The following is a 26,037-nucleotide window of genomic DNA, read 5'->3' as shown; positions in this document are numbered from 1 at the left end:
CGCCAGTAACATGATCGACGCAGCCCGTGCTGATCATGCGAGGAGCGGATCGTGCGAGACATCGCCGTCTTCAGTGGCAGTGCCCATCCCGAACTGGCTCAGGAGGTCTGCGCCCACCTGGGCGTGCCGCTCAGCCCGACCCGGGTCAGCCGGTTCGCCAACGACTGTCTGGAGGTGCAGCTTCAGGCCAACTGCCGGGAACGGGACGTCTTCCTGATCCAGCCGCTGGTCAGACCCGTGCAGGAGCACCTGGTGGAGCTGCTGCTGATGTGCGACGCGGCCCGGGGTGCCTCGGCCGGCCGGATCACCGTCGTCATGCCCCACTACTCCTACGCCCGCTCCGACAAGAAGGACGCGCCCCGCATCTCCCTCGGCGGACGGCTGGTCGCCGACCTGCTGGTGGCCGCGGGGGCGAGCCGGGTCCTCGCCATGACCCTGCATGCACCGCAGGTGCACGGCTTCTTCTCGGTGCCGGTGGACCACCTGCACGCGCTGCGCGAACTGGCCGCGCACTTCAGGCAGTACGACCTCTCGCGCACCACGGTCGTCTCCCCGGACCTCGGCAACGCCAAGGAGGCCGCCGCCTTCGCCCGGCTGATCGGCGCGCAGGTGGCGGCCGGTGCCAAGCAGCGGTTCGCGGACGACCGGGTGAGCATCAGCTCCGTGATCGGGGACGTGGCCGACCGGGACGTCATCGTCCTGGACGACGAGATCGCCAAGGGCAGCACCGTCCTCGAACTGCTGGAGAGGCTACGGGAGTTGGGGCCGCGCTCGATCCGCGTGGCCTGCACGCACGGGCTGTTCGCGGCCGGTGCGCTCAAGCGGCTGAGCGAGCAGCCCGACGTGCTGGAGATCGTGTGCACCAACACCGTCCCGGTACCCCTGGACGAGCACACCGACAAGCTGCGCATTCTGTCCATCGGTCCCGCCCTCGCCGAGGCCGTACGCCGCATTCACAACGGTGAGTCCGTGAGCGCCCTCTTCGAGGAGTCGAGAGGCGCCTAGCCGGGAAGCGGCCGTCGTCACAGCGATCCGGACGTGGCCTCGGGCTGTTCCAGTGCCGCCTCCAGCGTCGCCTGCGGCGGCAGCAGCCGGGACAGGCCGGTGACCCGGAAGACGCGCAGGGTCAGCGGGTGGGTGCACACCAGGTGCAGCCGCCCGCCCCGCTCCAGCACCCGGCTGCGGGCCCGGTAGAGCAGGCGCAGCCCCGAGCAGTCGAAGAACTCCACGGACCGCAGGTCGATCACGATCCGGACCCCGGGCCGGTCGGTGATCCGGTCCAGGGTGGATGCGATCTCCGTCGCCGCCGCGATGTCGATCTCGCCGCGGAACTCCACCACCGTGTGCCCGCGGTCCTCGCGTATGCGCAGATGCCGAGTGAGCGGCGTGGGCCCCTCCTGCACGACGGCATCACCTCCCACGCGCGCCTGGAAAACCGTCTCTCGACCGTCAAGTTACCCTCGATAGAAGGAATTTGAGCATGTTCGATTGACATATGTCTTCGAGTTTGGCGCCGCGTGTCGCTTCGTGATGCGGACGGCAGGGTTCCAGGGTGGCTACGACAGCGCGTGCCACGCCTTCGAGAGCGCCCGCCGGAACTGCTCGCGCTGGTGCGCCGTGAGGTCCTCGACCATCCGCTCCTCCAGCTCCCGCACCGGCTCGGCGAACCGCGCCAGCAACTCGCGCCCGGCGTCGGTGAGCAGGATCAGCAGCTCGCGCCGGCTCTGCGGATTGCGCTCCCGGCGGATCAGCCCCCGCGTCTCCAGGGAGCGCACGAGGTCGGCCATGGACTGGGCGGTGACGAACGAGTCACGGGCGAGCCGGGCCGCGGACAGCCCGTCGTGCCGCTCCAGCACTGTGAGGGCCGTGTACTGCAGGGCCGTGATCCCGGCGGGCCTGACCAGCTCGTCCAGGCGGGAGCGCGCGGCGAGTTCGACCTGCTTGACCATGTAGAGCAGCGACGGGCCTGTCCTTGTACCGACCATGCGCCCACCCTAGACCATTGACAGGAATCCTGACCGAAACGAGACTGCGGACCAACAGGATTCCTGTTTATTGAAAACTTGGCGATCTATGCTGGGGAGTGGGCAATGACGACCACCATCGACACCGGTCCGGGTCGGCTGTTCATCGGCGGCGGCTGGCGCGAGGCCACCGACGGCGCCCGCAGAGAGGTGCTCGATCCGTCCACCGGGCAGCCGGTCACCACCGTCGCCGAGGCGAGTGCCGACGACGTCGACGCCGCCGTACGCGCCGCCCGCGAGGCCTTCGACGCGGGGGAGTGGTCCGGGCTGAGCGGCCGGGAGCGCGGCCGCGTCCTGCACCGCGTCGCCGAGCTGATCCGGGAGAACGCCGACGAGCTGGCGGCCCTGGAGAGCCTGGACGTGGGCAAGCCCATCACCCTGTGCAAGGCCGTCGACGTCGCCAACGCGGCGGGCGACTACGAGTACTACGCCTCCCTCGCCTTCACCCTCGACGGCGCCACCCGCGACACCCCACTCAACGCCCTCGCCTACACCCGGCGCGAGCCGCTCGGCGTGGTCGCCGCCATCACCCCCTTCAACTTCCCGCTGATCCTGGCCGGTTCGAAGCTCGGCCCCGCCCTCGCCGCCGGCAACACCGTCGTCCACAAGCCCGCCGACGAGACCCCGCTCAGCGCCCTGTACATGGCCCGGCTGCTCACCGAGGCGGGTGTCCCGGCCGGCGTCGTCAACGTCGTCACGGGCGGCGGCCCGGTGGCCGGCGAGGCGCTGCTCGCCCACCCCGGCGTCGACAAGATCGCCTTCACCGGGTCCACCGCCGTCGGCCGGCACGTGGCCGGCACCGCCGGTCAGGCCCTCAAACCGGTCACCATGGAACTCGGCGGCAACGCGGCCCACATCGTCTTCGAGGACGCCGACCTGGAGAAGGCGGTCGGCGCGGTCATCAAGGGATTCGTCTTCAACACCGGCCAGTTCTGCATGGGCGGCCCCCGCCTGCTGGTCGCCCGCCCGGTCTACGGCACCCTGCTCGGCATCCTCGCCCAGGCCGTCCCCGGCGTCCCGGTCGGCGACCCGCGCGACCCGGACACCGTCGTCGGCCCGATGGCGGGGGAGCGGCACCTGCGCAAGGTCGAGGAGTACGTCGACCTCGCCCGCAAGGAGGGCGGCCGCATCGTCTGCGGCGGAGAGCGCCTGGACCTGGACGGCGGCTTCTACTACCGGCCCACCGTCATCGCCGACCTGCCCGACGACTCCCGGGTGATCCAGGAGGAGATCTTCGGTCCCGTCCTCACGGTGCAGCCCTTCGACTCCGAGGACGAGGCCGTCGCCCTCGCCAACTCCACGCCCTACGGCCTGGCTTCGGGCGTCCAGACCGGTAACCTGGCCCGCGCCCACCGCATCGCCGCCCGCCTGCAGGCCGGCATCGTCTGGATCAACGACTGGGCGCTGCTCGACCCCGCGGTGCCCTTCGGCGGTGTCAAGAACTCCGGCTTCGGCCGCGAGTACGGCCCCGAGGCGCTGGCCGCCTACACCAAGGTCAAGTCCGTCGTCGTCTCGCTCGACTGAGCGGCATCACCAAGGAGTTCAGGATGAGCCTCACCACCCGTGCCGCCGTCGTCGAGTCCGGCGGAGCGCCCTTCACCCTCACCGACGTCGAACTCGACGCCCCCGGACCACACGAGGCGCTCGTCCGCATGGTGGCGGCCGGCCTGTGCCACACCGACCTCGGCGTGGCGAACGGCGCACTGCCCTTCCCCCTCCCGGGAGTGCTGGGCCACGAGGGCGCGGGCGTCGTCGAGGCCGTCGGCTCCCAGGTCACCGGCGTGGCCCCCGGCGATCACGTCGTACTGTCCTTCACCTCCTGCGGGCGGTGCCGCAACTGTCACGCAGGGCACCCCGCCTACTGCGCGACCTGGCTGCCGCTCAACCTGACCGGCGGTCGCCGCGCGGACGGCACCCACACCGTCAGCCGGGGCGGGGAGCCGCTCGGCGGCCACTTCTTCGGCCAGTCCTCGTTCGCGGAGCGCGCCCTGGTGGACGAGTGCAGCCTCGTCAAGGTCGACCCGGACGTGCCGCTGGAGTCGATCGCCCCACTGGGCTGCGGGGTGCAGACCGGAGTCGGCGCCGTCTGGAACGTACTGAAGCCCGAGGCCGGCAGTACGCTCGTCGTCCTCGGTGCCGGAGCGGTCGGCCTGTCGGCCGTGATGGCGGCCGCCCTCACCCCCGCCACCACGATCATCGCCGTCGACCGGGTCCCCGAACGGCTGGCACTCGCCGAGGAGCTGGGCGCGACCCTCACGATCGACTCGACCGAGGACAGCGTGCCCGAACTGATCCATCACCTGACCGGACACCGGGGCGCCGACGGCGTCGTCGAGACGACGGGCAACGTGGGCGTCCTGAGCCAGGGCGTCGACGCGCTCGCCGCCCGCGGCACCCTGGTCGTCGTCGGCGCCCCGCCCTTCGGCACCGAGGTCTCCCTGGACGTCAACGGGCTGCTCGCGGGCAAGCGGATCGTCGGCCTGACCCTGGGCGACAGCGAGACCCAGACGTTCATCCCGGCCCTGGTCCGCCTGGTGCGGGAGGGGCGGCTCCCGCTGCACCGCCTGATCAGCACCTACCCGTTCGCGGACATCGACCGGGCGGTACGGGACATGACCGCGGGCAAGGCGATCAAGCCCGTACTCACCTTCTGAGGCCCCGGTCCCGGCCGCCGGATCGTCCGGCAGACCTGTCGTGCCCCGAACGTTTCGGCCCGTCCCCACGTCGGAGGAGCGCAAAGACAGTCCAGGGACAGGGGCGGGCATGCGCAGGGGACTTGTGGCCGTGGCGGTACTGGCAGCCGTGACGGCGGTGGGGTGCGACGACGGCACCGGAGTACGGGTGGTGGTCGACGGCACGCCACCGGCAACCCCGTACAGCGGTTCGCTCGACGTCCCCACCAAGGCCGTGGACGACGACAGCCCCCGGTCCCTGCGGCTGGCCTCCGGAGCCGCGGGCCGGGCGCTGGAGTGCGACGGGGAGATCTTCGAGGGTGGCGGCCCCGACGGGTGGGAAAGGTCGGACGGCGGCGGCACACCGGAAGAGGGGCTCAAGCTCTACTTCGACATGTTCCAGCCGGTGCAGCCCGACCACGGCTACCGCGTGGAGCGCGAGGAGCCCGGCCGGGTGCTGTACTCCTTCGACGTGAACGGCCGTACCAAGGTGGCCGTCGTGGTGGCCAAGGACCAGAAGGACCGGCCCGGTTGGGGCCCGGAGACGAACGCCTCCTGCGACCCCGCCGAACTCCCCGCGAAGTTCTCGGCCGCCCAGGGCTGGGAGGTCTGGACGGACCGGAACGGCCGGCGGGTACCGGTGAGCCGGCTCAGCAGTTCCGGCGGCCCGGAACACTGCGACTGGCAGTCGGCCCACTTCCTCGACCTGGACGGCCGCCACTACGCCCGCGACCCCGAGGGCGTCCTGCGCCGCGACGGCTTGCTCACGACGCCGTACCGCGCGCACGTGAGCATGCCTGCGGGCGCTCATGACACCGGGTACCACTACCGCGACCGGCGCCTGTGGCTCACCGACGACAAGGACACGGCCTACGTCCGCACCTCCGGCGCAGTGGAGGCCTGGCCGCAGACGAAGAACGGTCCCGCCTGCAAGTGACCCGTCACCGGCTGCGGTGCAGCGCGACCAGCAACTGCCAGACCTGGTCCGCGACTTCCTCCGGCCCGGCCTCCAACAGCCCGTGCAGCCAGTCCGCGAGGACCCCCGCGAAGGTCGCCGCGACCGCCGAGGCGACCAGCGGGGCGTCCGCCGCGCCCGCCAGCTCGCGCTCGGCGAGGCTGCGGGCCCGCAGATCCCGGTGCAGCACCCGGCCGAGCGGCCCGCCGCCGCCCGGCGCGAGCAGCGACCGGTACAGGGCCGCGTGCGGGGCGAGGCTCACGAAGAACTTCCGCAGCGCGGGCGGTGAGTTGACCGGGTCGGGCCGTCCCCGCCAGGCGTGCAGCGCGTCCACCGCCTGCCGTACGACATCCGCGCACGTGTCGACCGCCAGCGCCTCCAGCCCGTCGTAGTGGACGTAGAACGTGGCCCGGCCCACCCCGGCCCGGCGCACCAGCGCGGCCACGCCGACCTCCTCCAACGGGCGCTCGGCGCACTCCGCGAGCAGGGCCGCGCGCAGCCGGGCGCGGGTGCGCGCGGCCCGCGGGTCCTCCTGGGGCGCCGGGGTCATCGTGCGACGAGCACGGCCGCCAGGGCCAGCGCGCCGGGCAGCGCCTGGGCGAACAGGATGCGACGGTTGGCCGTGACGGCACCGAACACGCCCGCCACCACGACACACGACAGGAAGAAGACCTGCACCCGGAACCCGGTCGGGTCGGCCGCGATCAGCCCCCACACCAGGCCCGCGGCCAGAAAACCGTTGTAGAGGCCCTGGTTGGCGGCCAGCGGCGCGGTCGCCCGGGCCATCTCCGGATCGAAACCGTGCAGCCCCCGCCCCGGCTTCTTCTGCCACAGGAACATCTCCAGTACCAGGATGTACGCGTGCAGTGCGGCCACCAGGCCGACCAGCACGTTCGCCACGATCTCCACGACCAGCGGCCCCCTCATCTACTTGGACAGGTGTCCAGGATAGCCGGACACCTGTCCATGAAGTCACCTGGGGGACCACACCCCGGCCGCGGCGTCCCTGCGCAGCTCCCGGGCCCGTAACGCCAGCTGGATCTCGAAGCGGGCCGCCGGGTCGTGCAGCAGCTCACCGAACAGCTCGTCCAGCTGCCGCATCCGGTAGCGGACCGTCTGCGGGTGCACGGCCAGACGTGCGGCCACCTCCGCGACTCCGCGGCCGGACTGCAGCCAGCCCAGCAGGGTCTCCGCGAGCCGCTCCCGCTGCGGCGGACGCACCTGTTCCAGCGGGTGCAGCCGGCGCTCGGCCATCGCGTCCAGCAGTGCGTCGTCCCGCAGGAGCAGCAGCGTGGGCAGGTGGTCCTGGCAGCGCACCACACCGCCGGCCGGGTCCGTGCCGGACAGCACACCGCGCCGTACGAGGTCCAGCGCCTCGGTGGCCCAGCGCAGCGAGCGCGCACCCTCGTTCAGCGCCACCGTGGGCCCCATCGCGGCGCGCAGCCCCTGCAGCGCCCCGGCCACCGCACGCGCCCGGCCCGGTCCCTCCGGATCGGGCACCACCAGCAGCGCGGGCTGGACGTCGAACCGGGTGAGGAACTCCGGCGGCACGATCGGCCCCGCGCCGGGCCCGGGGTCCACGGCCACCACCGCCACCGCCCGCGGCATCGTCCAGCGCGCGGCATGCGCGAGATCGGCGATCGCCCCCGCCGAGGCCGGGGGATCGGCGGTCAGCAGGTCCACCAACCGGGCCCGCCGCTGCTGGAGTTCACCGGCGGCGTGCAGCCGGGCCTCGGTGTAGGCCGCGGTCGCCGCGGCCGCCATCCCGTCCAGGTGCAGGAACAGCGCCTCACCGAAGGCGCCCAGCACATGGCGGGGCAGCAGCCCGCCGTCCACCAGGGCGTTGACCCGGCGCCAGGTCACCCGGGCGCCGAGCCGCAGTGCCGACTGGAACGAGTCGAGGCTGCGGCCCTCCTCGGCCTCCCCGCGGCCGATGCGCTCGTACGTCTCCCGCACCGGCTCCCAGCCGGTGTCCGGCTGGGCCATCCGCTCCAGCAGCCCGCGCAGGGCGTGGTCCACGCCCCGGTTCACGGCCTGTATGTACGTGTCGTCCATGGGGCGCGCGTACTCGGGGATCCCGGTCCCGATCGCGCGGACGACCTCCTCGGTGATCTCGGGGACATACGGTCTGAGGCGGTCCGGCAGACCCGGGGGCAACGCCTTGAACGGGCCGCCCGTGTCCACGCCCACCGCTGCGGCTCTCTTCGGCACTCTGGTGACGATACCCGCGGGTAACTCCCGCGGGCTCATCACTCGGGGACAGTTGTCCGTACGGTACTTGTGCACCGGTGACAAACGGAGCGCCTCACGCCCCGGCGGCCGCGTACACCCGCTCGCCCTCCACATAGGTGAGCGCCACGCTCGTCTCCGCGATCGCCTCCGGCGGCCCGGCGAGCGGATCCCGGTCCAGCACCACCAGGTCGGCGAGTGCCCCGACGGCCACCCGGCCGGTGTCGTCCAGGTGGTTCACGTACGCCGACCCGGCCGTGTACGCCGTGAGCGCGTCCGTCAGGCTCAGCCGCTCGTCCGGCAGGAACACCGGCCCGGTGCCGCCCGGTTCCACGCGGTTGACCGCGACATGGATGCCCTGCAGCGGATCGGGACTGCTCACCGGCCAGTCGCTGCCCGCCGCCAGCCGTGCCCCGGAGCGCAGCAGCGCCCCGAACGGGTACTGCCACGCGGCCCGTTCGGGCCCGAGGAACGGGATGGTCAGCTCGTCCATCTGCGGTTCGTGCGCGGCCCACAGCGGCTGGATGTTGGCGGTTGCGCCGAGCCGGGCGAAGCGCGGCACATCGTCCGGGTGTATCACCTGCAGGTGCGCCAGGTGCGGCCGGTTGTCGCTCGGCCCGTTGGCGGCGCGCGCCGCCTCGACGGCGTCCAGCGCGTCCCGTACGGCCCGGTCGCCCAGCGCGTGGAAGTGGCACTGGAAGCCGAGCGCGTCCAACTCGGTCACGTATTTGGGCAGTTGGGCCGGATCGATGAAGCTCTTGCCGCGGTTGGCGGTGGCGCAGCCGCACCGGTCGAGGTAGGGGTCGAGCAGCGCGGCCGTGTGGTTCTCGGCGACTCCGTCCAGCATCAGCTTCACGGTGCCCGCGCGGAACCGGCCGTGGCTCGACGCGGCCCGCTTCTCGACGAGTTCGGGGATCTGCTCGGCCCCGCGCTCCCGGTCCCACCACAGGGCGCCGGTCACCCGCGCCGTCAGCGAGCCGTCCCGGGCCGCCGTCAGATACGCCCCGGCCGGGTCGTCCATGCCGAGGAAGTCCCCGATCAGCGCGTCCTGCCAGGCGGTGATGCCGAGCGCGTGCAGATGCCGCTGGGCGTGCAGCAGCGCGGCCAGCCGGTCCGCCGCACCGGCGGGCGGGGTCAGCCGGCCGACCAGCTGCATCGCCCCCTCCTGCAGCGTGCCGCTCGGCTCGCCCGAGGCGTCCCGCTCGATCCGTCCGTCGGCCGGGTCGGGCGTGTTCCTGTCGATGCCGGCCAGCTCCAGCGCGCGGCTGTTCACCCAGGCGCCGTGGTGGTCCCGGTTGGGCAGGTACACCGGCCGGTCCGGGACGACCGCGTCCAGCAGCTCCTTCGTCGGCGTACCGCCCTCGAACGCCTCCATCGACCAGCCGCCGCCGAGGATCCACTCCCGCTCGGGGTGGGCCTCGGCGTACGCGCGCACCGCGGCCACGGTGTCCTCGGCGGTCGTCCTGCCGCTCAGGTCGCACTGGGTCATTTCGAGGCCGGCAGGCACCGGATGGACGTGCGCGTCCTGGAAGCCCGGCAGCAGCAGCCGCCCGGCCAGGTCGACCACCTCGGTGCGCGGCCCGGCCAGCTCGCGCACCTCGTCGTGCCCGACGGCGGTGACGCGGCCCCCGGTGACCGCCACGGCGGTCGCCCTGCGGCCGTCCGGAGTGAGGACGGGGCCGCCGGTGAAGAGCAGATCAGCGTGCATGATGCCTTTCCTGGTAGGTCAGTTGGCGGTGGTCAGAAGCTGCTGGGAGTCGGCGTCGGTGCCGACGCCGGTGCGGAAGTACGGTGATCGGCGCACCCACTTCGCCCACGCGGCCACGACGAATCCGGACACGATCATCACTATCGGCATGAGCAGCAGGAACCAGCCGTTGCCCGCGCTGACCTCGAAGTGGTCTGCGGAGCTGTAGAAGGACCAGCCGAGGTAGCCGCCGAGACCCAGCAGGGCGACGGCGCTCAGCGTGGGCAGCACCACGGCCCGTACCCCCTGCCGCCAGTCCTCGCGCAGCAGGGACCGGAAGCGCACGACGGCGGCGAGCGCGGTGAGCGCGTAGGACAGGGCGACGACGATCCCGACGGCGTTCACCGTCGCATTGATCATGTCGGAGAGGCGCGGGATCACCAACGCGAGCACCGCCACCGTCGTGGCCAGGGCCCCGATCAACAGGGTTCCGACCGCCGGCGTCCCGTACCGGGGGCTGACCTTGGCCCACACCGGTCCGAGGGTGCGGTCCCGGCTCATCGCGAACATGCCGCGGGCCGTCGGGATGACCCCGGCCTGCAGCGAGGCCACCGCCGAGAACATCAGCGCCACCAGGGGCAGTGCGGCCAGCGGCTGAGAGGCCAGCCGGTCACCGAAGTACGCCAGCCCCTGCGCCCCGTGCCCGGCCAACTCGCCCTCGGACAGCACCCGTTGGAAGGCGATCGAGCCGAGCAGGAAGAGCCCGAGCATGGTCACCAGGGTGATCGTCCCGGCCTTGGAGGCGTCCCGGGGATCGCGCACCTCCTCGTTGACGGTGAACGCGGCGTCGAAGCCCCAGTAGCAGAACACCGACAGCAGCAGCCCCTGCGCCAGCCCGGTCGCCGAGGGGATCTCGAACGGGTTGAACCAGGACAGCTCGAAGGGGTGCGGGCCGGCCACGATGCCGTATCCGCAGAAGCCCAGCAGCACGACGTACTCGAAGACCAGCAGCCAGGTCTGCAGCCGGGCCGCGGTGCGCACGCCGGTCACGGCGGTGAGGGTCACCGCGACGAGGACCAGGATGCCCACCGCCGTGGTCTGCGCGGTCGAGTCCGGATCCAGGGCGAGCGAGCCGATCCGGTGCAGGCCCGCGTCCCCGGCCAGTTGCAGCATCGCGGAACCGGTGACCGCCGTGGTGTACGCGAGGAACGCAATGCTCGCCACGAAGTTCACCCAGCCCACCATGAAGCCGAGCCAGGGGTTGAGCGAACGGCCCACCCACACATAGCCGTTGCCCGCGTTGGGCTCCACCTTGTTCAGCCGGGAGTAGGCGCCGGCGATGCCGAGGATCGGCAGGAAGGCCAGCAGCATGATGGCCGGCAGATGCAGGCCGACCACACCGGCCGTCACACCGAGGCCGATGCCGATGCTGGTGGTCGCGGCCGTACTGGACGCGGCGACGGCGACGCCGTCCAGCACGCTCAGGGACTTGCGCAACTCGGGCTGCGCGGGTGGATCCACACCGAAGGGGGTCTCGCTCATCGCCGGTTCTCCGCTCGCACCGGGGGGCCTGGTCGGCCCCGGTGACCGCAGATGAAACCGCCGGTGCACTTCACAGGTCAACGGTGTTGTCATAAGGTGCCGGGCACACACCAGGGAGGGCTCTCATGACCGACCGTGTCGTCCCGGCCGCCGACCGGCAGCGCAGGCGCCCCACCAAGCAGGGCGTCGTGCTCTCCGCCGAGCTGATCGTCGAGACCGCGCTCCGGCTGATCGAGGAGCACGGCGCCGACGCCCTCTCCGTGCGCCGCCTCGGCCGCGCCCTGGGCGCCGACCCCAGCTCCCTGTACCGGTACTTCCGGCACACCGACGACCTGATGCTCGCCATCGCCGACGAGCTGATCGGACGTACCCTGCGGGTCTGGCGGCCCACCGGCGAGTGGCGCGCCGACCTGCGCGACCTGGGCCTGCGCATGCACGCGGGCGCCCTCGCCCACCCCCGGGCGGCGATGCTCAGCGCCCACCGGGTCACCGGCCGGGTGCACGAGATCCAGGCGGTCGAGAGCATGATCGGCGTGCTCCGCCGGGCCGGGTTCCCGGATCCGGAAGCGGTACGGATCTACCACGCCTTCGTCGACCAGGCCCTCGCCTTCGGTGCCCTGGACTCCGCCGTCACCGCCCTGCCCCGGGCCGCCCAGCAGGCCGAGGCCGAGGTGTGGCGGGACACCTACGCCCGGCTGCCGGCCGACACCCACCCGAACATCGCGGCCACCGCCCGCCACCTCGTGGCCTCCATGCGGACCAGCTCCTACCCGGCCGCACTCGATCTGCTGCTGACGGCGGCCCAGACACGCCTTGATCACATCCGTGCGCAGACGGAAGGCTGACGGTCACACTGGACGCCGTCCGCACGTCATACGAGTACAAGCCCGTCCCGAGGAGGCCGTACGACATGACCCCGCCGCCCGCCCGCACTGCCGAACAGCGCAAGAAGGACACCCTCCACCGGCTGGAGCACGACGAGGACGCCTGGGTCGCCACCGCGGGCGAGGACGGCGGCGCGCCGTATCTCGTCCCCCTGTCGTTCGTCTGGGACGGCGCCACCCTGCTGATCGCAACCCCGGCCGCGAGCCCCACCGGCCGCAACCTCCAGGCCACCGGCAAGGCCCGCATCGGCATCGGTCCGACCCGGGACGTCGTCATGATCGAGGGCGTCGTCCGGGCCGTGACGCCCGAGGACCTGCCCGAGGAGGACGCCGAGATCTTCGCCGGCAAGACCGGCTTCGACCCGCGTCAACTCACCACCCCCTACCTGTACTTCAACGTCCTCCCGCAGCGCGTCCAGGCCTGGCGCGAGGAGAACGAGCTGCAGGGGCGGGAGCTGATGCGCGACGGGGTGTGGCTGGTCGCCGACTGACACCCGAGAACGGCCCGCGGGCCCGGCCCGCGGGTCAGTCGTGGTCCCGGTCGGCCTTCTCGGCGACCGGCCACGCACCCGTCGACCGGGCGATGGCCTTGGCGCCGGTACGGTCGACGGCGCTGCGCACCACCGCGAAGATGGCACCCTGGACCGCTGCGGCGAGCAGGACCTCGCCCCAGCCGCGGTCCGGGTCCAGCGCGTCGGGCGGGATCTCCTCGTGCCGGAGCGCCCGCCACGCCCTGCGGAAGGCCAGCCCCGCGAGCGCCCCGCCCACCCAGCTGAGCGCGAAGCCGAGCGGTGCGTAGACGAGGGGGAGTTTCTTCTTCTTGTACTTCGCCATGGGTGACTTCTTCCTCGCCCTGCGCCCCTCAAGCGGGAGGCCCGCACGGCGCCACCCGTTCGCCCGGGCGCACGGACCGGCCGCCGGGCAGGACACAGAAGGGCCCCGCCGCGACGGGGGAACGCGGCGGGGCCCTGATGCACTGACTCCCCGCCGGGAAGCCGGTTCATGCCTCCCGGAAACAGATTTTTCTAGAACGAGCCGTTTCCCGGCCTGAATCAGCTCCCGTCGAGCTGCTCCAGGACGAACACGGGGATCTCCCGCGAGGTATTCTTCTGGTAGTCGGCGTACGGCGGGTATGCGGCCACGGCCCGCTCCCACCACTCGGCCTTCTCCGCGCCGGTGACCTCACGGGCCCTCATGTCCCGCTTGGCCGCACCGTCCTGCAGTTCCACATGGGGTTCGGCCTTCACGTTGAAGTACCAGACGGGGTGCTTGGGCGCGCCGCCGAGGGAGGCGACCACGGCGTACCGTCCCTCGTGCTCCACCCGCATCAGCGGCGTCTTGCGGATCTTCCCGCTCCTGCCGCCCCGGGTGGTCAGGATGATGACCGGCATCCCGGTGTCCATCAGTGTCGTGCCCTTCGTCCCGCCCGAACTCTCGTACAGCTCGACCTGCTCGCGCACCCACTGCGTCGGGCTGGGTTCGTACTCGCCCTCAAGCGGCATGGCAACCGTCTCCTCGGTCGGTCCAACGACTGACGTGCGGCCACATACAACACCCGCGGCCGCCCGAATCATCCGTACCGCGGGCCACTTCGCCCGGGCGGGTGATTACCCCGCGGGTCATCGCGCCGCCCCGGACGCCTCGGGCACAGTGATCCCGGGTGATCACCACACACCCGCCGCGGCCGGCCCGGAGACGAGAAGACGAGAAGACGAGAAAGGGGGCGCGGCGCTCATGCTTCCCGACTGCACCACCCCGACCCGCTCCGTCGTGGAGGAACTGCTCCGCCGGATCGGCCAGGGCGACCCCGAACGGATCGGCGAGCTGTACGCGGAGCACGGCGACTGGAAGCTGAGCTGGCCGCAGGACGAGCACGGCCGCGCCGACACCCCGTGGATCCGGCACCGCTCCACCCGCACCGACGCCGTCGCCCACTACCGCGAGCTGGCCGCCCACCACGTCCCGGAAAAGGCGGACACCCGGATCGAACGCATCCTGGTCGACGGCGACGACGCGGTCGTGCTCGGCGCCATCCGGCAGACGGCCGAACCGACCGGCCGCTCCTACACCGCCCGGTTCGCCCTGCACCTCACCGTCCGGGACGGCCTGGTCGTGCGCCACCACGTCTACGAGGACAGCCTCGCCGTCGCCCGCGCCTTCGCACCCGGCCCCGCGCGCGTGCCCTGACCGCCGGCGGTCACCTGGGTGCCACCGTCATCCGCGCCGCCAGCACCAGGATCACCGCACTGGAGACCAGCGCCGTCAGCAACCGTCCCCGGCGGCCGGTGAGGACGCGGCCGAGCAGGGCGCCGCCGCCCGCCAGCAGCAACTGCCAGCTCGCGGAGGCGGCGAAGGCCGCCACGACGAACGCCGCCCGCTCCAGTGGTCGTACGGCGTCCGCGGTACTGCTGCCGAGCACCAGCGCGACGAAGTAGATCACCGTGACCGGGTTGAGGAGGGTGATCCCGAGAAGGCCGAGATAGGCGCGTCCTGCGCCGGGAACCGGCCGCTCGGGGCGGGTGGCCACGCGATGGGCGCGGTACTGGCGCAGCGCCAGGGCCGCGCCCCACACCGCGAGGGCGACGAGGACCAGGGCCGAGGTCCAGCGCAGCGGGGTCAGCGCCGGCCGCAGCGCCGCCGCCAGGGCCGAGCCGCCCGCCGCGGCCACCAGTGCGTACAGGCCGTCGGCCGTGGCGATGCCGAGGGCGGCGCAGGCGCCGGTGCGCAGCGAGGTGCGGGCGGTGAGGGAGACCAGGTAGGTCCCGACCGCGCCGACGGGAATCGCGATGCCGTAGCCGGCCAGCAGGCCGGCGAGGAGCGCGGCCGTCACGGGCGCGCGGGCTCGGGCCTCCGATGACGGCCGGGCTGCTGCTGGTCCCGCACCGGCAGGACGGCGGCGGGGGTCGGCGGCAGAATGGTGTCCATAAGCAACATGGGCAGATCTTCGGGTCGCCGGCTCCGCGGCGGCAAGCGAATTTCGGCGCGTTCCCGCCCCCGGTGACCACACTCTTCGGCCAGATCGCACCGATCACCGATCTGGCCGAACTTGTCGTCGTCCCATAGGTGCCTGGGGCATCTAATGAAGATCGGCACGACGCACTTCTTTCGTCTGCGAGGTCTTTCCATGACGGAACTGACGGACATCACCGGCCCGGCGAACCCGGCCGAACCCGTCGCCTTCCCCCAGGACCGCACCTGCCCCTACCACCCGCCCACCGGCTACCAGCCGCTGCGCGACGGGCGACCCCTGTCCCGCGCCACCCTCTTCGACGGCCGCGAGGTCTGGCTGGTCACCGGGCATGCCGCCGCCCGCGCGCTGCTCGCCGACGGTCGCCTCTCCACCGACCGCAGCCGCCCCGACTTCCCGATGCCCACGGCCCGCTTCGCGGCCGTCCGCGACCGGCGGGTCGCGCTGCTCGGAGTCGACGACCCCGTGCACCAGCGGCAGCGGCGGATGATGATCCCGTCGTTCACCCTCAAACGCGCGACCGAGCTGCGGCCCACCGTCCAGCGGATCGTCGACGGGTGCCTGGACGCGATGATCGAGAAGGGCCCGCCGGCCGAACTGGTCTCCGCCTTCGCCCTGCCCGTGCCGTCCATGGTGATCTGCGGTCTGCTCGGGGTGCCGTACGCCGACCACGAGTTCTTCGAGGAGCAGTCCCGCCGGCTGCTGCGCGGCCCGTCGGCCGCCGACACCCAGGCGGCGCGCGAGCGGCTCGAGGCGTATCTCGGCGACCTGATCGACCGCAAGGCACAGGAGGCCGAACCCGGCGACGGGGTCCTGGACGACCTCATCCACCAGCAGCTGAGCGAGGGCGCGCTGGACCGGACCGAACTGCTCGCGCTGGCCGTCATCCTGCTGGTCGCCGGCCACGAGACGACCGCCAACATGATCTCCCTCGGCACCTACACCCTGCTCCAGCACCCCGACCGGCTGGCCGAGCTGCGCGCCGACCCGGCGCTGCTGCCCGCCGCCGTCGAGGAGCTGATGCGGATGCTGTCCATCGCGGAGGGCATGCTGCGGGTGGCCCTGGAGGACATCGAGGTCGCCGGCACCACGATCCGGGCCGGCGAGGGCGTTCTCTTCGCGACCTCGGTCATCAACCGCGACGCTTCCCTGTACGACGACCCCGACGCCCTGGACTTCCATCGCCCCGCCCGCCATCACGTGGCCTTCGGCTTCGGCATCCACCAGTGTCTGGGCCAGAACCTGGCCCGTGCGGAGCTGGAGATCGCCCTCGGCACCCTGCTGCGGCGGCTGCCCGGCCTGCGGCTGGCCGCGCCCGCCGAGAAGATCCCCTTCAAACCCGGCGACACGATCCAGGGGATGCTGGAACTCCCCGTGACCTGGTAAGAGGCTCAGTCCATGCACATTGAGATCGACAAGGACGTCTGCATCGGCGCGGGCCAGTGCGCGCTTGCCGCGCCGTCCGTGTTCACCCAGGACGACGACGGCTTCAGCATGCTGATCCCCGGCAGCGAGGACGGCGCGGGCGACCCGATGGTCCGCGAGGCGGCCCGCGCCTGCCCGGTGGGAGCGATCAAGGTGACGGAGCCGGCCTGATCCGCTGCCCGGCGTCTGCCCGATTTGTCCGGGCAGGCCCTAGCCGGCGGCCGCCACCAGCACGCGGGCCGCCTCGCGGGCCTCGGCCGCCGGCCGGGTGCTGCCGGTGACGCCCGCCGTGACCATGGCGCCCTCGGCCAGCAGGAACAGGGGGCCGGTCAGCGCGGCGGGCAGTCCCGCGTCGGTCACGAGCGAGGCGAGGTGGCCCCGGAACGCCTCCTTGTGCGCGCGCACCTGCTGCGCCACCCGCGCCGATGTGGCGCCCAGTTCGCCGTAGGCGTTGATCCAGGCGCAGCCGCGGAAGCCGGCCTCGCCGAACCACCCTTCCAGCCAGTCGAAGACGGCGGGGATGCGCTCCCGCGGGTCCGGCTGCCGTGCCACGTGCTCGGCGAGCCGGCCGCGCCAGCGCTCGTCCCGGCGGGCCAGGTAGGCCTCGACGAGCTGGTCCTTGGTGGGGAACAGCTGGTAGAGGCGCTTGAGCGAGACGCCCGAGGCGCCGCGCAGCTCGTCCATGCCCACGGACTGGATGCCCCGGGCGTAGAACAGCCCCTCCGCGGCGTCGAGCGCCTGCTCCCGGGCGACCGCGCTGTCCATCTGCGACCCCACTCCTTGACGAGAGAACGTACGTTCTCCTACGGTAGCAGCCCCTGCGGAGAACGCTCGTTCTCCGATGCCGTGCAAGCTGTATGAGCCGAGGAGTCACCATGGCCGACCGCCCGCCCCTGCCTCCCTTCACCCGCGAGACCGCCGCGCAGAAGGTCCAGGCCGCCGAGGACGCCTGGAACACCCGCGACCCGCACAAGGTGGCGCTCGCCTACTCGGAGGACTCCGTCTGGCGCAACCGCGACACCTTCGTCACCGGCCGCGCCGAGATCGTCGAGTTCCTCGCCGCCAAATGGCGCCGCGAGCGGGACTACGCGCTGCGCAAGGACCTGTGGGCCTTCGACGGCAACCGCATCGCCGTCCGCTTCCAGTACGAGTGCCGGGATGCCGACGGGCAGTGGTGGCGCTCCTACGGCAACGAACTCTGGGAGTTCGACGAGCACGGTCTGATGACCCGTCGGGAGGCGAGCATCAACGACCTGCGCATCGAGGAGGACCAGCGGCGCATCCACGGACCGCGGCCCGAGGCCGAGCGGGGGCAGACCTTCCCGCTTCAGTAGGGTGCCCGGATGACCGCACAGGACCGGAAGCCCTTCCTCTACGTCGTCGTCTGCGCGGCCGGGATCGCCGACGGCGTCAGCAAGCTGATCACCGCTGCCCAGGGGCGGAGCTGGGAGGTCGGGGTCATCGCCACACCTGTCGCCATGGGCGGCTTCTTCGACATTGCCGCCGTCGAGGCCCAGACGGGCCGGCCGATACGGTCCGCCTGGCGCTCCCCGGCCGACCCGCGCCCGTTCCCGCCGCCGGACGCCGTGGTGGTGGCCCCCGCCACCTTCAACACCGTCAACAAGTGGGCGGCCGGACTGGCCGACACCCTCGCCGTCGGCACCCTGTGCGAGGCCGCCGGGCTGGGTGTGCCGATCGCCGTCCTGCCCTGTGTGGCGGACGCGTTGGCCGCCCACCCTGCCTACCAGGACAGCCTGATCCGGCTGCGCGGGATGGGCGTCCGCTTCGGTGAGCCGTACTCCGGCATGCCCGAGGAGGGCGGTGGGCGGCCCGAGTTCCCCTGGGAGAGCGCGCTGGACCTGCTGGAGCGGCCCTGAGGGACGGCAGGACCGCTCCGGCGCGTCACCGCACCTTTCGGACGTATTCCGGTTCGCCCGGTGTGGAGACGTCCACGTCCCGGCGGACGATGCTCAGCCGCTTGCCCCAGCGGGCGAGGGCCTTGCGCAGGCCGCTGTCGGTGTACTCGATGTCCACCACGCGGTCGTCGAACGCCTTGGCGTACGCCTCGCACTCGTCGTACTGCCCGCACTCCTCCGTGACCGCGAAGTCCAGCCCGGCCTGCCCTCGCTGCCCGGCCAGTTCGGTGGTGTTCTTCTGCCCGATGGCCAGGTGCCGCTCGTGCGCGTGCCGGGAGATCAGGCGCATGAACGCGGTCGCGTCGGCGGCCGTGAGCAGGTGGTGGGAGCGGGTGTAGCTGTCGTAGTTGTCGGGCTCGACGGCGTCGTAGCCCTTCTTCGCGCAGCCGTCGATCCACTGGTCGACCCGCTCCGCCACGCGTTTGCGCCTGGCCGGGGTGCGCAGGTCGAGCAGCGGCTCGTTCCAGTCCTCGTCGATGACGACCTTGCCGCGGGCGTCCCGCAGCAGCAGGTCGGCGGGCCAGGAGGAGCGCTCCTCCGGCTGGGCCTGGAAGGCGTTGACGTAGCAGATGTTGTACAGGCCGGGCGCCGGGGAGTCGGACCGGTCGCGGCTGACGATCCGGACACCGGCGGGCGGGGGATAGGCCCCGCCGATCTGGTAGTCGAAACCGGCGTGACGCGGCGGCAGGCGTACGGCGGCGGGCTTCTGGGACTGCCGCTCGGGCGTGCTGCTCGCGTCACAACCCGTCAGTGCCGACACCGCGAGGGCGAGGGCGAGCAGCGCGGTACTGACGGTCGTCCCGGGGCCGGAGACACGGGAGAGGCCTTTGGCGGGCACGTCCGCTCGATCGATCACGTGTCAGGATCCAATCGTCCGCGCGACGTCGCGGTCAAGTCGGCGCCGGAGCACGCCGTACGCTCCTGAGTGACCATCGCCCCGGAAGGCAGGAGCAGTGACGATGCAGTACGTGAAGCTCGGTTCGACGGGCCTGGACGTGTCGCGGATCTGTCTGGGCTGCATGACCTACGGACTGCCCGACCGCGGTGTCCACGAGTGGACCCTCGACGAGGAGGCGTCCCGGCCGCTGATCCGGCAGGCGCTGGAGGCGGGCGTCAACTTCTTCGACACCGCCAACGTCTACTCGGACGGAACCAGCGAGGAGATCGTCGGCAAGGTCCTGCGCGAGTTCGCCGACCGCGACGAGATCGTGCTGGCCACCAAGGTGCACGGCCGGATGCGGCCGGGCCCCAACGGGGGCGGGCTGTCCCGCAAGGCCATCATGTCCGAGCTGGACCACAGCCTGCGCCGCCTCGGCACCGACTACGTTGACCTCTACCAGATCCACCGCTACGACCACGCCACTCCCATCGAGGAGACGATGGAGGCGCTGCACGACGTGGTCAAGGCGGGCAAGGTACGCTACATCGGGGCGAGTTCGATGTACGCCTGGGAGTTCTCCAAGGCCCAGTACACGGCCGAGCGGCACGGCTGGACCAAGTTCGTGTCCATGCAGAACCACTACAACCTGCTCTACCGCGAGGAGGAGCGGGAGATGCTGCCGCTCTGCGCGGACCAGGGTGTGGGCGTGCTGCCCTGGAGCCCGCTCGCCCGTGGCCGGCTCACCCGAGACTGGGGCACCGTCACCGAGCGCAGCGCCCAGGACAACTTCGGCAGCCGCCTCTACCTGGAGAGCGACCGCTCGATCGTCGAGGCCGTCACCCGTATCGCCGCCGACCGCGGTGTCCCGCGCGCGCAGATCGCCCTCGCCTGGCTGCTGCACCAGGACACGGTGGCGGCACCGATCGTCGGCGCGGCCAAGCCGCAGCACATCGAGGACGCGGTGGCCGCCGTCGAACTGGTGCTGAGCGACAAGGAGATCGAGCAGCTGGAGGAGGCCTACACCCCGCGCGCCATCAGCGGCCACTGATCCTCGACGGGGTCCGTTGCTCCTCAGTGAGGTCCGTTGCCTCAGTGGGGTCCGTGCGGTGCGAACTCCGTGCCGCACGGACCCGAACCCTCGCTCTCCGGCAGCGGGACCCGCGCACCGGACATGGCCAGCGTCCGGTAGTAGCCGCCGATGCGCTCGGCCGAACGGCCGACGTAGTGCCCGATGAAGGAGCGCCGGAAGCGGTCGGCGCTGCGGTTGGGTCCCGAGCCGTGCACCAGGCTGCCGTTGAAGAACAGCACGTCGCCCGGTGCCAGGTCCACGGGAACCGGAGTCAGACCGGGCGGCGGCGGGACGTACTCGCGGGCGAACGAAAGCTCCTCGTCCGCCACTTCGGGGCAGAACAGGTCCATCCGGTGCGTGCCCGGGACGACTTCGAGGCCGCCGTTGTCCCGGTCGATGACGTCGCAGGCGACCCACGCGGCCACACAGGTGCCCGGCTCGACCCGTAGATAGAAGTTGTCCTGGTGCAGCGCCTGGCCCCGCGCACCCGGCGGCTTGAAGTAGAACATGCTCTGTGCGGCCAGCACCTCCTCGCCGAACAGCACCTCCAGCACCGCCCGCAGCCGCGCGTCCAGCAGGAACTCCCGCGCCTGCGCGCTGAACTCGTGCGGCTGCATCACCCGCGGATGCCTGCGCAGCGGGTCGGGGTCCGCGGGCCGCGGCTCGAAGTGCCCGGGCACCGGCCCGGCCGCCCGCAGCGCCGCGAAGCCGTCGCGCAGCCGCACGATCTCGTCGTACCCGAACAGCCCGCGTACGACGGTGAATCCCGCCTCCTCGAACTGCTGCCGGAGTGCGTCGGGCAGGATGCCGCCGATGCCCGTGGCTGTCATATGTCCGCTCCTCGTCCGGTGCCCATGTGCCTGTCACGCTAGGCCGACGCACGCCCGGGAAGGATGCCCATGCATGTTGACGGACTGCCCGGGACTGCTGCCGGCGACCCGTCCCCGCCGCCGGGCCTGGTGGTGACCGGGCGCTACGACCAGGGGCCGGGGTACGGCGTCAATCGGCCGCGGGGGTCGGACAGCTGGCTGTTCACCTTCACCACGGGCGGGGGCGGCACGATCCGGCAGGGCGGCGCCCGTGCCGAGGCGGTCGCCGGGCATCTGGTGGTGCTCGCCCCGGGGGTGGCCCACCGCTATGCCGTGGCGCCCGGTGCTCCGCACTGGCGGTTCTGGTGGGCGCACTGCCAGACGCGCCCGTCCTGGGCGACCTGGATCCGCCCGTACGCCGTCGCCGACGGCCTGTACGTCGTCGCACCTGTCCCCACAACCCTGCACGGCCGCATCGAGGCCGCGTTCAGCCGGATGCTCGCCGACGCCCGCCGGCCCGCGCCGGGCGCACCGCCCGAGGCGGAGGACCCGGTGGCCGTGGCCCACGGCAGTCTGGCGCGGGAGCTGGCCCTGTGCGCGCTGGAGGAGGTCGTGCTGCTCGCCGCCTCGGGCGCCCGCGAGCCGGCACCCGAGCCGGGCGACGACACCCGCGTACGACAGGCCGAGGAGCTGATAGCCGTCGACCCGGGCGCCCCGCACACCGTCGCCTCGCTCGCCGAGAGCGTGGCGCTCTCCCCGTCCCGGTTCGCCCACCTGTTCACCCTGCGGACCGGAAGGTCGCCCATGCGCGCCCTGCGTGAGGCCCGGTTGCGGCACGCGGCCCGGCTGCTGGAGGCCACCGACCTGACGGTGGAGCGGGTGGCGGCGGCGTCCGGATTCCCGAGCCCCTTCCATTTCAGCCGCGTCTTCCGCGAGCGTTACGGAGTGCCGCCCGGCGCCTATCGCGCGGGGGAGCGGCCGTAATGCACGGCAAAGGCTTTCATTGACGAATGGTCAAAGAGCCGCTTGTCGACGCAATGTTTAAAAGTGAGAGATCTCTTGTTCAATGGCGTCGGCCTGTGCAAAAGTGTGCGCTGTCGGCGTGCAGACAATTACATTTCCTGCTGCATGCGCCAGGCCGCTCCCGTACGCCCCCCACGCTTCAAAAGAGCTGCCCAGGCGGACGTTCGAGATGCCGAATCCCATTCCGTACCCTTTGGTATGGACCAATTCCCGTGTCGCGCCCGGAGGAACGCAGCCGTGAATGACGCAGGCCGGTCGGATTCCGCCCCAACCGCCCGCCGGTTCGACGCTTCGGACGAACAACTGAGCGCCGAACTGAAGAAGTGGACGGGAACAACACCCGCGCTCCACCCGGTGGGTGAACTCCTGGACCGGCACTGGGAAGCCGCCTTCGCCTACGCCCGGTTGTGCACCGACGGACCGCGCGCCGCCGGAATGCTCACCACGGCCGCCTTCACCCGGCTGTTCGGCGAGTCGCTCCGCCAGGCGGGCCCGTCCGCCGCCTGGCGCCCGCACCTGCTGGTCACCGTCCGCCGCATCGCGGCCGAATGGGACGGCGACGGCCGCCAGGAACTCCTCCACCCCGCCCTGCGGCCCGGTACCGGCGGCGGAGAGCGCGCGGCCGCGCGGCTGCTCCCGCCCTCCGGCCGGCGACTGCTGTCCCGGGCGTTCCAGCGGTTGCCCCAGTCCGCCCGCGCGGTGCTGTGGCACATAGAGGTCGAGGCGGAACCCCTCGCCGTCCCCGCCGCGCTGCTCGGCCTGGACGAGGAGGAGACCCGGGTCGAACTGCGCCGCGCCCGCGAACGGCTGCGCGAGGAATGCCTCCAGGCCCACCGCGAACTCGCCCCCGAGGCCGAGTGCCAGCGCTACCTGCGCATGCTCGACGTGACGTTCCGCCGGGGCGGAGTCGACATCGACCCGGATCTGCAGCAGCACCTGACCGGCTGCCGGCACTGCAGCCAGACCGCCGACCAGCTGGCCCAGTTCAACACGGGACTCGGCCTCGCACTCGCCGAGGCGGTCCTCGGCTGGGGCGCCCGCGCCTACATGGAATCCCGGGCGGCCCGCACCGAGGAGACCACCGCCCCGGCCCCGGACCCGGTACCGGCCCCCACGGTTCCCCTGGGCGGCGAGGCATTCATGGCCATGGCGTCCGCGCCCGCCACCCCCGCCCCAGCCGCCGCGCCCGGCCCCTCCCGCCGTTCGGCGCACCGGGCTGCCCGCCGTGCCCGGCGCCGCAATCTCACCCTGGCCGTCGTCACGGTCAGCGGCCTGGTCGTCCTCCCGCTCGTCCTGTGGTCGGTGCTCGGCTCGGGCGACGACCCGGCCCCGGCTCCCAACGGCACGCCCTCCCGGGCGCCCGGCAAGGACTCCGCCGCACCGGGTCCGTCCTGGGCCGGCGCGAGCGGCACCACCAAGGGCGCGCTGCGCGGCCGGCTGCACAACCTCGCCTCGGGGCTGTGCGTGGGCGTCGTCGGCAAGAAGGCGGTCAAGGACGCGGAGACCGAACTCACCACCTGCTCCTCGGAGGCGAGCCAGCAGTGGTCGTACGAGACCGACGGACTGCTGCGCAACGCCTCCGCCCCGGACCTGTGCCTGGACTCCCACCTCGGCTACTCGGTGCGGCTCGCCCCCTGCTCGGTCACCGGTAAGGCCGCCAAGGACATCCGCTACGACTTCACGCTCCAGGGTGCCCTGGTGCCCCGCTCGGACCAGGATCTGGCGCTGACCCCCGCCGCGACCGACGGCTCCGGCGCCCTCGTCCTCAAGAACCGCGCCGCGAACCCGGCCCAGCGCTGGACCGTCGACACCGCCAAGCCGGACCTGCAGATGGAAGTCGTCAACTGGGACACCGACAACACCCCCACGCCGTCCCCGCCGGCCAAGGCCACCCCCAAGGCCTCGAGGACCCCGTCCCCGACCCCCACCCCGACCGCATCCAAGTCCAGCCCCGCGCCGTCGAGTTCCCCCGCGCGCGACTACTGCTCGGTCTACCCGGACTACTGCGACTGGGGCGGTGGCGGCGGCTACAACGGCGGTGGCTACGGCGGCGGTACGGGGGGCCACCACCACTGAACGTCGCCCGGCCGGCCGGGCCAGGCCCGCGGTGTGGCTCAGCGGTGGTGCGGCGGCGGGGGAGGGATCGTCCCGAGGTCCGGGGCCGGTTCGGGCCACACCAGCAGCACCGGGCAGGGCGCGTGGTCGACGGTGAACCGGGCGGCCGGGCCCAGGCTGTGCGGCCCGAGCCGGGAACGGTCGCCGTCCCGGGCCAGCACCAGCAGATCGGCTCCGTCGGCCGCGGCCACCACCTCCCGCTCGACCCGCCCGGTCCGCTCCTCGCGGGTGCACGGCCGTCCCAGCCGCTCGGCCGCCGCGGCAAGAAGTTCGGCCGCCGAGCTGTCGCCGAGCGCCTCCAGGCGGCTGCCCGGGTCGTGTTCGGGATGGCCCCGGCCGAGGAGCCCCGCGTAGGCGGCGTGCGCCACCCCGGGCACGTCCGGACCGGTCACATGCAGCAGCACCACCTCGGAGGCGTGCGGGGCGTGGGTGCGCACGGCGTCCACGCAGGCGGGCCAGGTGCCCTCGACGAGCCAGGCGATCACACGCATCCGGCCGGCCTCCCTCGGCTCTCGGAGTTCTCGGAGCTCTCGGAGAAGGGAACTCTCAGAGAATCTGCAGCGACCCCCACAGTGCCACCACCGACACGGCCAGCGTGGAGGGCACGGCGATCAGACCGAGCCGGGTGAACTCCCGGAGGTCCACGCCGTGCTCGTGCTGGTGCACGATCCGCCGCCACAGCAGGGTGGCGAGCGACCCGGCGTAGGTCAGGTTAGGGCCGATGTTCACCCCGAGCAGGACGGCGAGCACCGCGCCGGAACCGGCGGGAGCGGCGAGCGGCAGCAGCACCAGTACCGCGGGCAGGTTGTTGATGAGGTTCGCGAGGACGGCGGCCAGCGCGGCCGTCCCGAGCAGTGCGAGCAGCCCCGTGCCGCCGGGCAGGACATGCCCGAGCGCGTCCGCGAGCCCGTTGTCCACGACCGCGCGCACCACGATGCCCAGCGCGAGCACGAACGCCAGGAAGGCGGGCGCCGCCGCCCGTACGACGGTGACAGGAGTCGCCTTCCGCCGTACCAGCGCCCGCCCGGCCAGCACCAGCGCCCCCGCGGCGGCCACCCACGCGGGGTCCACCCCGAACACCGACGCCACCACGAACCCCGCCAGCGTGCAGCCCACGGTCACCAGCGCGAACAGCGGCAGCCGCGGCGCCTCACCGGTGTCCCGGCCCGCCGGGGCCGCCGCGGTGAGGTCACGGGCGAAGAACCGCCGGAACACCAGGTACTCGGTGCCGATCGCCACCAGCCACGGCAGCGCCATCAGCGCCGCGAACCGGGTGAAGGTCAGCCCGCTCGCCGCGAAGGCGAGCAGGTTCGTCAGGTTGGAGACGGGCAGCAGCAGCGACGCCGTGTTCGACAGATGCGTGCAGGCGTACACGTGCGGCTTCGGCCGTACGCCCGTCCGCGCGGCCGTCGCGAAGACGACCGGGGTGAGCAGCACGATCGTGGCGTCCAGGCTGAGCACCGCCGTGATCGCCGACGCCAGCGCGAACACCGCCGTCAGCAGCCGTACCGGACGGCCCGCCGCCCACCGCGCCATCCACGCCCCGCACGCCTGGAACAGCCCCTCCACAGCGCAGAAGTGGGCGAGCACCAGCACGGCCGCCAGGAATCCCACGACGGGCCCGAGCCGTTCGGCCTCGGCCCGGGCGTGGTCCAGCGAGATCGCCCCGGTGGCGATCGCGATCCCGGCGGCCGGGACGGCCAGCACCGCCTCCGGCCACCCGAAGGGCCGTACCACCGCCCAGGCGAGCACGGCGGCGAGCAGCGCGGCGGACAGGGCTTCGAGGAGCGGGGTGTTCAGGGCGGGTCCTCCGGATCGATCAGATGGTGCCCGCCCATG

At 72.4% G+C, this 26,037-nt stretch carries 29 protein-coding genes; 14 read left to right on the top strand and 15 right to left on the bottom strand.

All coding sequences use genetic code 11. The features are described 5' to 3' along the window. Window positions 1-51 precede the first annotated feature (51 nt). Window positions 52-1,005: a ribose-phosphate diphosphokinase gene (locus ACFY3C_RS00490; protein ID WP_390769125.1), complete on the top strand. Its 954-nt coding sequence runs from the start codon at window positions 52-54 to the stop codon at window positions 1,003-1,005. Window positions 1,006-1,022: 17 nt separating this feature from the next. On the opposite strand, the gene ACFY3C_RS00485 is transcribed toward ACFY3C_RS00490, so the two are convergent. Next, window positions 1,023-1,403, bottom strand: coding sequence for an anti-sigma factor antagonist (locus ACFY3C_RS00485; RefSeq protein ID WP_389172496.1), 381 nt, complete (start codon window positions 1,401-1,403; stop codon window positions 1,023-1,025). A 153-nt stretch (window positions 1,404-1,556) separates the two neighbouring features. Continuing rightward, window positions 1,557-1,985: a MarR family winged helix-turn-helix transcriptional regulator gene (locus ACFY3C_RS00480; protein WP_386578022.1), complete on the bottom strand. Its 429-nt coding sequence runs from the start codon at window positions 1,983-1,985 to the stop codon at window positions 1,557-1,559. A gap of 105 nt (window positions 1,986-2,090) precedes the next feature. On the opposite strand from ACFY3C_RS00480, the gene ACFY3C_RS00475 reads away from it, so the two are divergent. The 3 genes from ACFY3C_RS00475 (at window position 2,091) to ACFY3C_RS00465 (ending at window position 5,633) form a co-directional block, all read left to right on the top strand. Continuing rightward, the gene (locus ACFY3C_RS00475) at window positions 2,091-3,548 is read left to right on the top strand and encodes an aldehyde dehydrogenase family protein (protein ID WP_390769124.1); all 1,458 of its coding nucleotides are present in this window, start codon (window positions 2,091-2,093) and stop codon (window positions 3,546-3,548) included. A 23-nt stretch (window positions 3,549-3,571) separates the two neighbouring features. Continuing rightward, the gene (locus ACFY3C_RS00470) at window positions 3,572-4,678 is read left to right on the top strand and encodes an NAD(P)-dependent alcohol dehydrogenase (RefSeq protein ID WP_390769123.1); all 1,107 of its coding nucleotides are present in this window, start codon (window positions 3,572-3,574) and stop codon (window positions 4,676-4,678) included. A gap of 109 nt (window positions 4,679-4,787) precedes the next feature. Beyond that, a complete protein-coding gene (locus ACFY3C_RS00465; RefSeq protein ID WP_390769122.1) occupies window positions 4,788-5,633 on the top strand; it encodes a hypothetical protein in 846 nt (281 codons plus the stop codon). A 4-nt stretch (window positions 5,634-5,637) separates the two neighbouring features. Here the strand turns inward: ACFY3C_RS00465 and ACFY3C_RS00460 are convergent, their stop codons facing one another. From ACFY3C_RS00460 to ACFY3C_RS00440, 5 genes are all read right to left on the bottom strand, one after another. Further along, window positions 5,638-6,201, bottom strand: a complete 564-nt coding sequence (locus tag ACFY3C_RS00460; protein ID WP_390769121.1) for a TetR/AcrR family transcriptional regulator — start codon at window positions 6,199-6,201, stop codon at window positions 5,638-5,640. Next, a complete protein-coding gene (locus tag ACFY3C_RS00455) occupies window positions 6,198-6,560 on the bottom strand; it encodes a DUF1304 domain-containing protein (protein WP_390769532.1) in 363 nt (120 codons plus the stop codon). Before ACFY3C_RS00455 ends, ACFY3C_RS00460 begins: the two co-directional genes overlap by 4 nt. A 63-nt stretch (window positions 6,561-6,623) precedes the next feature. Next, window positions 6,624-7,862, bottom strand: a complete 1,239-nt coding sequence (locus ACFY3C_RS00450; RefSeq protein ID WP_390769120.1) for a helix-turn-helix domain-containing protein — start codon at window positions 7,860-7,862, stop codon at window positions 6,624-6,626. Window positions 7,863-7,956: 94 nt separating this feature from the next. Then, window positions 7,957-9,588: an amidohydrolase gene (locus ACFY3C_RS00445; RefSeq protein ID WP_390769119.1), complete on the bottom strand. Its 1,632-nt coding sequence runs from the start codon at window positions 9,586-9,588 to the stop codon at window positions 7,957-7,959. A gap of 18 nt (window positions 9,589-9,606) precedes the next feature. Further along, window positions 9,607-11,109, bottom strand: coding sequence for an APC family permease (locus tag ACFY3C_RS00440; protein ID WP_390769118.1), 1,503 nt, complete (start codon window positions 11,107-11,109; stop codon window positions 9,607-9,609). 125 nt (window positions 11,110-11,234) lie between these two features. Between ACFY3C_RS00440 and ACFY3C_RS00435 the strand changes: the two genes are divergently transcribed. Next, window positions 11,235-11,954 carry a helix-turn-helix domain-containing protein gene (locus ACFY3C_RS00435; protein ID WP_390769117.1) on the top strand — a complete coding sequence of 240 codons (720 nt, stop codon included), beginning with the start codon at window positions 11,235-11,237 and terminating at the stop codon, window positions 11,952-11,954. Between the two features lie 65 nt (window positions 11,955-12,019). Beyond that, window positions 12,020-12,484 carry a pyridoxamine 5'-phosphate oxidase family protein gene (locus ACFY3C_RS00430; protein ID WP_390769116.1) on the top strand — a complete coding sequence of 155 codons (465 nt, stop codon included), beginning with the start codon at window positions 12,020-12,022 and terminating at the stop codon, window positions 12,482-12,484. Between the two features lie 34 nt (window positions 12,485-12,518). On the opposite strand, the gene ACFY3C_RS00425 is transcribed toward ACFY3C_RS00430, so the two are convergent. Together ACFY3C_RS00425 and ACFY3C_RS00420 are read right to left on the bottom strand one after the other, a co-directional pair. Then, the gene (locus ACFY3C_RS00425; RefSeq protein ID WP_390769115.1) at window positions 12,519-12,827 is read right to left on the bottom strand and encodes a DUF4235 domain-containing protein; all 309 of its coding nucleotides are present in this window, start codon (window positions 12,825-12,827) and stop codon (window positions 12,519-12,521) included. A gap of 218 nt (window positions 12,828-13,045) precedes the next feature. Next, window positions 13,046-13,495 carry a nitroreductase family deazaflavin-dependent oxidoreductase gene (locus tag ACFY3C_RS00420; protein ID WP_390769114.1) on the bottom strand — a complete coding sequence of 150 codons (450 nt, stop codon included), beginning with the start codon at window positions 13,493-13,495 and terminating at the stop codon, window positions 13,046-13,048. A gap of 232 nt (window positions 13,496-13,727) precedes the next feature. Here ACFY3C_RS00420 and ACFY3C_RS00415 point away from each other — a divergent pair, with 232 nt between their 5' ends. Further along, entirely contained in the window at window positions 13,728-14,180 is a 453-nt protein-coding gene (locus ACFY3C_RS00415) for a nuclear transport factor 2 family protein (RefSeq protein ID WP_386578034.1), read from the top strand. A 10-nt stretch (window positions 14,181-14,190) separates the two neighbouring features. Here the strand turns inward: ACFY3C_RS00415 and ACFY3C_RS00410 are convergent, their stop codons facing one another. Continuing rightward, the gene (locus ACFY3C_RS00410) at window positions 14,191-14,823 is read right to left on the bottom strand and encodes a LysE family transporter (RefSeq protein ID WP_390769113.1); all 633 of its coding nucleotides are present in this window, start codon (window positions 14,821-14,823) and stop codon (window positions 14,191-14,193) included. A gap of 294 nt (window positions 14,824-15,117) precedes the next feature. Here ACFY3C_RS00410 and ACFY3C_RS00405 point away from each other — a divergent pair, with 294 nt between their 5' ends. Further along, the gene (locus ACFY3C_RS00405) at window positions 15,118-16,347 is read left to right on the top strand and encodes a cytochrome P450 (RefSeq protein ID WP_390769112.1); all 1,230 of its coding nucleotides are present in this window, start codon (window positions 15,118-15,120) and stop codon (window positions 16,345-16,347) included. 12 nt (window positions 16,348-16,359) lie between these two features. Then, a complete protein-coding gene (locus ACFY3C_RS00400; protein WP_386578037.1) occupies window positions 16,360-16,557 on the top strand; it encodes a ferredoxin in 198 nt (65 codons plus the stop codon). Window positions 16,558-16,596: 39 nt separating this feature from the next. Here ACFY3C_RS00400 and ACFY3C_RS00395 read toward each other — a convergent pair whose 3' ends face one another. Next, window positions 16,597-17,151 carry a TetR/AcrR family transcriptional regulator gene (locus tag ACFY3C_RS00395; protein WP_390769111.1) on the bottom strand — a complete coding sequence of 185 codons (555 nt, stop codon included), beginning with the start codon at window positions 17,149-17,151 and terminating at the stop codon, window positions 16,597-16,599. Window positions 17,152-17,261: 110 nt separating this feature from the next. Between ACFY3C_RS00395 and ACFY3C_RS00390 the strand changes: the two genes are divergently transcribed. Continuing rightward, entirely contained in the window at window positions 17,262-17,720 is a 459-nt protein-coding gene (locus ACFY3C_RS00390) for a nuclear transport factor 2 family protein (protein ID WP_390769110.1), read from the top strand. A gap of 9 nt (window positions 17,721-17,729) precedes the next feature. Continuing rightward, window positions 17,730-18,263 carry a flavoprotein gene (locus ACFY3C_RS00385; RefSeq protein WP_390769109.1) on the top strand — a complete coding sequence of 178 codons (534 nt, stop codon included), beginning with the start codon at window positions 17,730-17,732 and terminating at the stop codon, window positions 18,261-18,263. Window positions 18,264-18,288: 25 nt separating this feature from the next. Here ACFY3C_RS00385 and ACFY3C_RS00380 read toward each other — a convergent pair whose 3' ends face one another. Further along, a complete protein-coding gene (locus ACFY3C_RS00380; RefSeq protein WP_390769108.1) occupies window positions 18,289-19,140 on the bottom strand; it encodes an endo alpha-1,4 polygalactosaminidase in 852 nt (283 codons plus the stop codon). Window positions 19,141-19,261: 121 nt separating this feature from the next. Between ACFY3C_RS00380 and ACFY3C_RS00375 the strand changes: the two genes are divergently transcribed. Continuing rightward, complete coding sequence (locus ACFY3C_RS00375) at window positions 19,262-20,230, top strand: aldo/keto reductase (protein ID WP_390769107.1); 969 nt, start codon at window positions 19,262-19,264, stop codon at window positions 20,228-20,230. A 41-nt stretch (window positions 20,231-20,271) separates the two neighbouring features. Here ACFY3C_RS00375 and ACFY3C_RS00370 read toward each other — a convergent pair whose 3' ends face one another. Continuing rightward, window positions 20,272-21,081, bottom strand: a complete 810-nt coding sequence (locus tag ACFY3C_RS00370) for a phytanoyl-CoA dioxygenase family protein (protein WP_390769106.1) — start codon at window positions 21,079-21,081, stop codon at window positions 20,272-20,274. A 69-nt stretch (window positions 21,082-21,150) separates the two neighbouring features. On the opposite strand from ACFY3C_RS00370, the gene ACFY3C_RS00365 reads away from it, so the two are divergent. Together ACFY3C_RS00365 and ACFY3C_RS00360 are read left to right on the top strand one after the other, a co-directional pair. Further along, window positions 21,151-22,044 carry a helix-turn-helix domain-containing protein gene (locus ACFY3C_RS00365; protein ID WP_390769105.1) on the top strand — a complete coding sequence of 298 codons (894 nt, stop codon included), beginning with the start codon at window positions 21,151-21,153 and terminating at the stop codon, window positions 22,042-22,044. Window positions 22,045-22,320: 276 nt separating this feature from the next. Further along, a complete protein-coding gene (locus tag ACFY3C_RS00360; protein WP_390769104.1) occupies window positions 22,321-24,159 on the top strand; it encodes an RICIN domain-containing protein in 1,839 nt (612 codons plus the stop codon). Between the two features lie 38 nt (window positions 24,160-24,197). Here the strand turns inward: ACFY3C_RS00360 and ACFY3C_RS00355 are convergent, their stop codons facing one another. Both ACFY3C_RS00355 and ACFY3C_RS00350 read right to left on the bottom strand, forming a co-directional pair. Next, window positions 24,198-24,689 (bottom strand): universal stress protein, encoded by a 492-nt coding sequence (locus ACFY3C_RS00355; RefSeq protein WP_390769103.1) that lies wholly within the window; start codon window positions 24,687-24,689, stop codon window positions 24,198-24,200. A 55-nt stretch (window positions 24,690-24,744) separates the two neighbouring features. Next, window positions 24,745-25,998, bottom strand: coding sequence for an SLC13 family permease (locus ACFY3C_RS00350; RefSeq protein WP_390769531.1), 1,254 nt, complete (start codon window positions 25,996-25,998; stop codon window positions 24,745-24,747). Window positions 25,999-26,037 lie beyond the last annotated feature (39 nt).

Source organism: Streptomyces sp. NPDC001410 (genome assembly GCF_042895235.1).
Classification (GTDB): Bacteria; Actinomycetota; Actinomycetes; order Streptomycetales; family Streptomycetaceae; genus Streptomyces.
Note: the sequence above shows the minus strand (reverse complement) of the source record. Positions and strands in the feature narration are given on the sequence as shown.

Coding starts and splice junctions, on each gene's coding strand:
- ACFY3C_RS00405 (WP_390769112.1), top strand. CDS start 15,118: ATGACGGAACTGACGGACATCACCGGCCCGGCGAACCCGGCCGAACCC.
- ACFY3C_RS00430 (WP_390769116.1), top strand. CDS start 12,020: ATGACCCCGCCGCCCGCCCGCACTGCCGAACAGCGCAAGAAGGACACC.
- ACFY3C_RS00375 (WP_390769107.1), top strand. CDS start 19,262: ATGCAGTACGTGAAGCTCGGTTCGACGGGCCTGGACGTGTCGCGGATC.
- ACFY3C_RS00460 (WP_390769121.1), bottom strand. CDS start 6,201: ATGACCCCGGCGCCCCAGGAGGACCCGCGGGCCGCGCGCACCCGCGCC.
- ACFY3C_RS00475 (WP_390769124.1), top strand. CDS start 2,091: ATGACGACCACCATCGACACCGGTCCGGGTCGGCTGTTCATCGGCGGC.
- ACFY3C_RS00355 (WP_390769103.1), bottom strand. CDS start 24,689: ATGCGTGTGATCGCCTGGCTCGTCGAGGGCACCTGGCCCGCCTGCGTG.
- ACFY3C_RS00445 (WP_390769119.1), bottom strand. CDS start 9,588: ATGCACGCTGATCTGCTCTTCACCGGCGGCCCCGTCCTCACTCCGGAC.
- ACFY3C_RS00440 (WP_390769118.1), bottom strand. CDS start 11,109: ATGAGCGAGACCCCCTTCGGTGTGGATCCACCCGCGCAGCCCGAGTTG.
- ACFY3C_RS00480 (WP_386578022.1), bottom strand. CDS start 1,985: ATGGTCGGTACAAGGACAGGCCCGTCGCTGCTCTACATGGTCAAGCAG.
- ACFY3C_RS00390 (WP_390769110.1), top strand. CDS start 17,262: ATGGCCGACCGCCCGCCCCTGCCTCCCTTCACCCGCGAGACCGCCGCG.
- ACFY3C_RS00435 (WP_390769117.1), top strand. CDS start 11,235: ATGACCGACCGTGTCGTCCCGGCCGCCGACCGGCAGCGCAGGCGCCCC.
- ACFY3C_RS00415 (WP_386578034.1), top strand. CDS start 13,728: ATGCTTCCCGACTGCACCACCCCGACCCGCTCCGTCGTGGAGGAACTG.
- ACFY3C_RS00370 (WP_390769106.1), bottom strand. CDS start 21,081: ATGACAGCCACGGGCATCGGCGGCATCCTGCCCGACGCACTCCGGCAG.
- ACFY3C_RS00470 (WP_390769123.1), top strand. CDS start 3,572: ATGAGCCTCACCACCCGTGCCGCCGTCGTCGAGTCCGGCGGAGCGCCC.
- ACFY3C_RS00465 (WP_390769122.1), top strand. CDS start 4,788: ATGCGCAGGGGACTTGTGGCCGTGGCGGTACTGGCAGCCGTGACGGCG.
- ACFY3C_RS00425 (WP_390769115.1), bottom strand. CDS start 12,827: ATGGCGAAGTACAAGAAGAAGAAACTCCCCCTCGTCTACGCACCGCTC.
- ACFY3C_RS00365 (WP_390769105.1), top strand. CDS start 21,151: ATGCATGTTGACGGACTGCCCGGGACTGCTGCCGGCGACCCGTCCCCG.
- ACFY3C_RS00385 (WP_390769109.1), top strand. CDS start 17,730: ATGACCGCACAGGACCGGAAGCCCTTCCTCTACGTCGTCGTCTGCGCG.
- ACFY3C_RS00395 (WP_390769111.1), bottom strand. CDS start 17,151: ATGGACAGCGCGGTCGCCCGGGAGCAGGCGCTCGACGCCGCGGAGGGG.
- ACFY3C_RS00420 (WP_390769114.1), bottom strand. CDS start 13,495: ATGCCGCTTGAGGGCGAGTACGAACCCAGCCCGACGCAGTGGGTGCGC.
- ACFY3C_RS00400 (WP_386578037.1), top strand. CDS start 16,360: ATGCACATTGAGATCGACAAGGACGTCTGCATCGGCGCGGGCCAGTGC.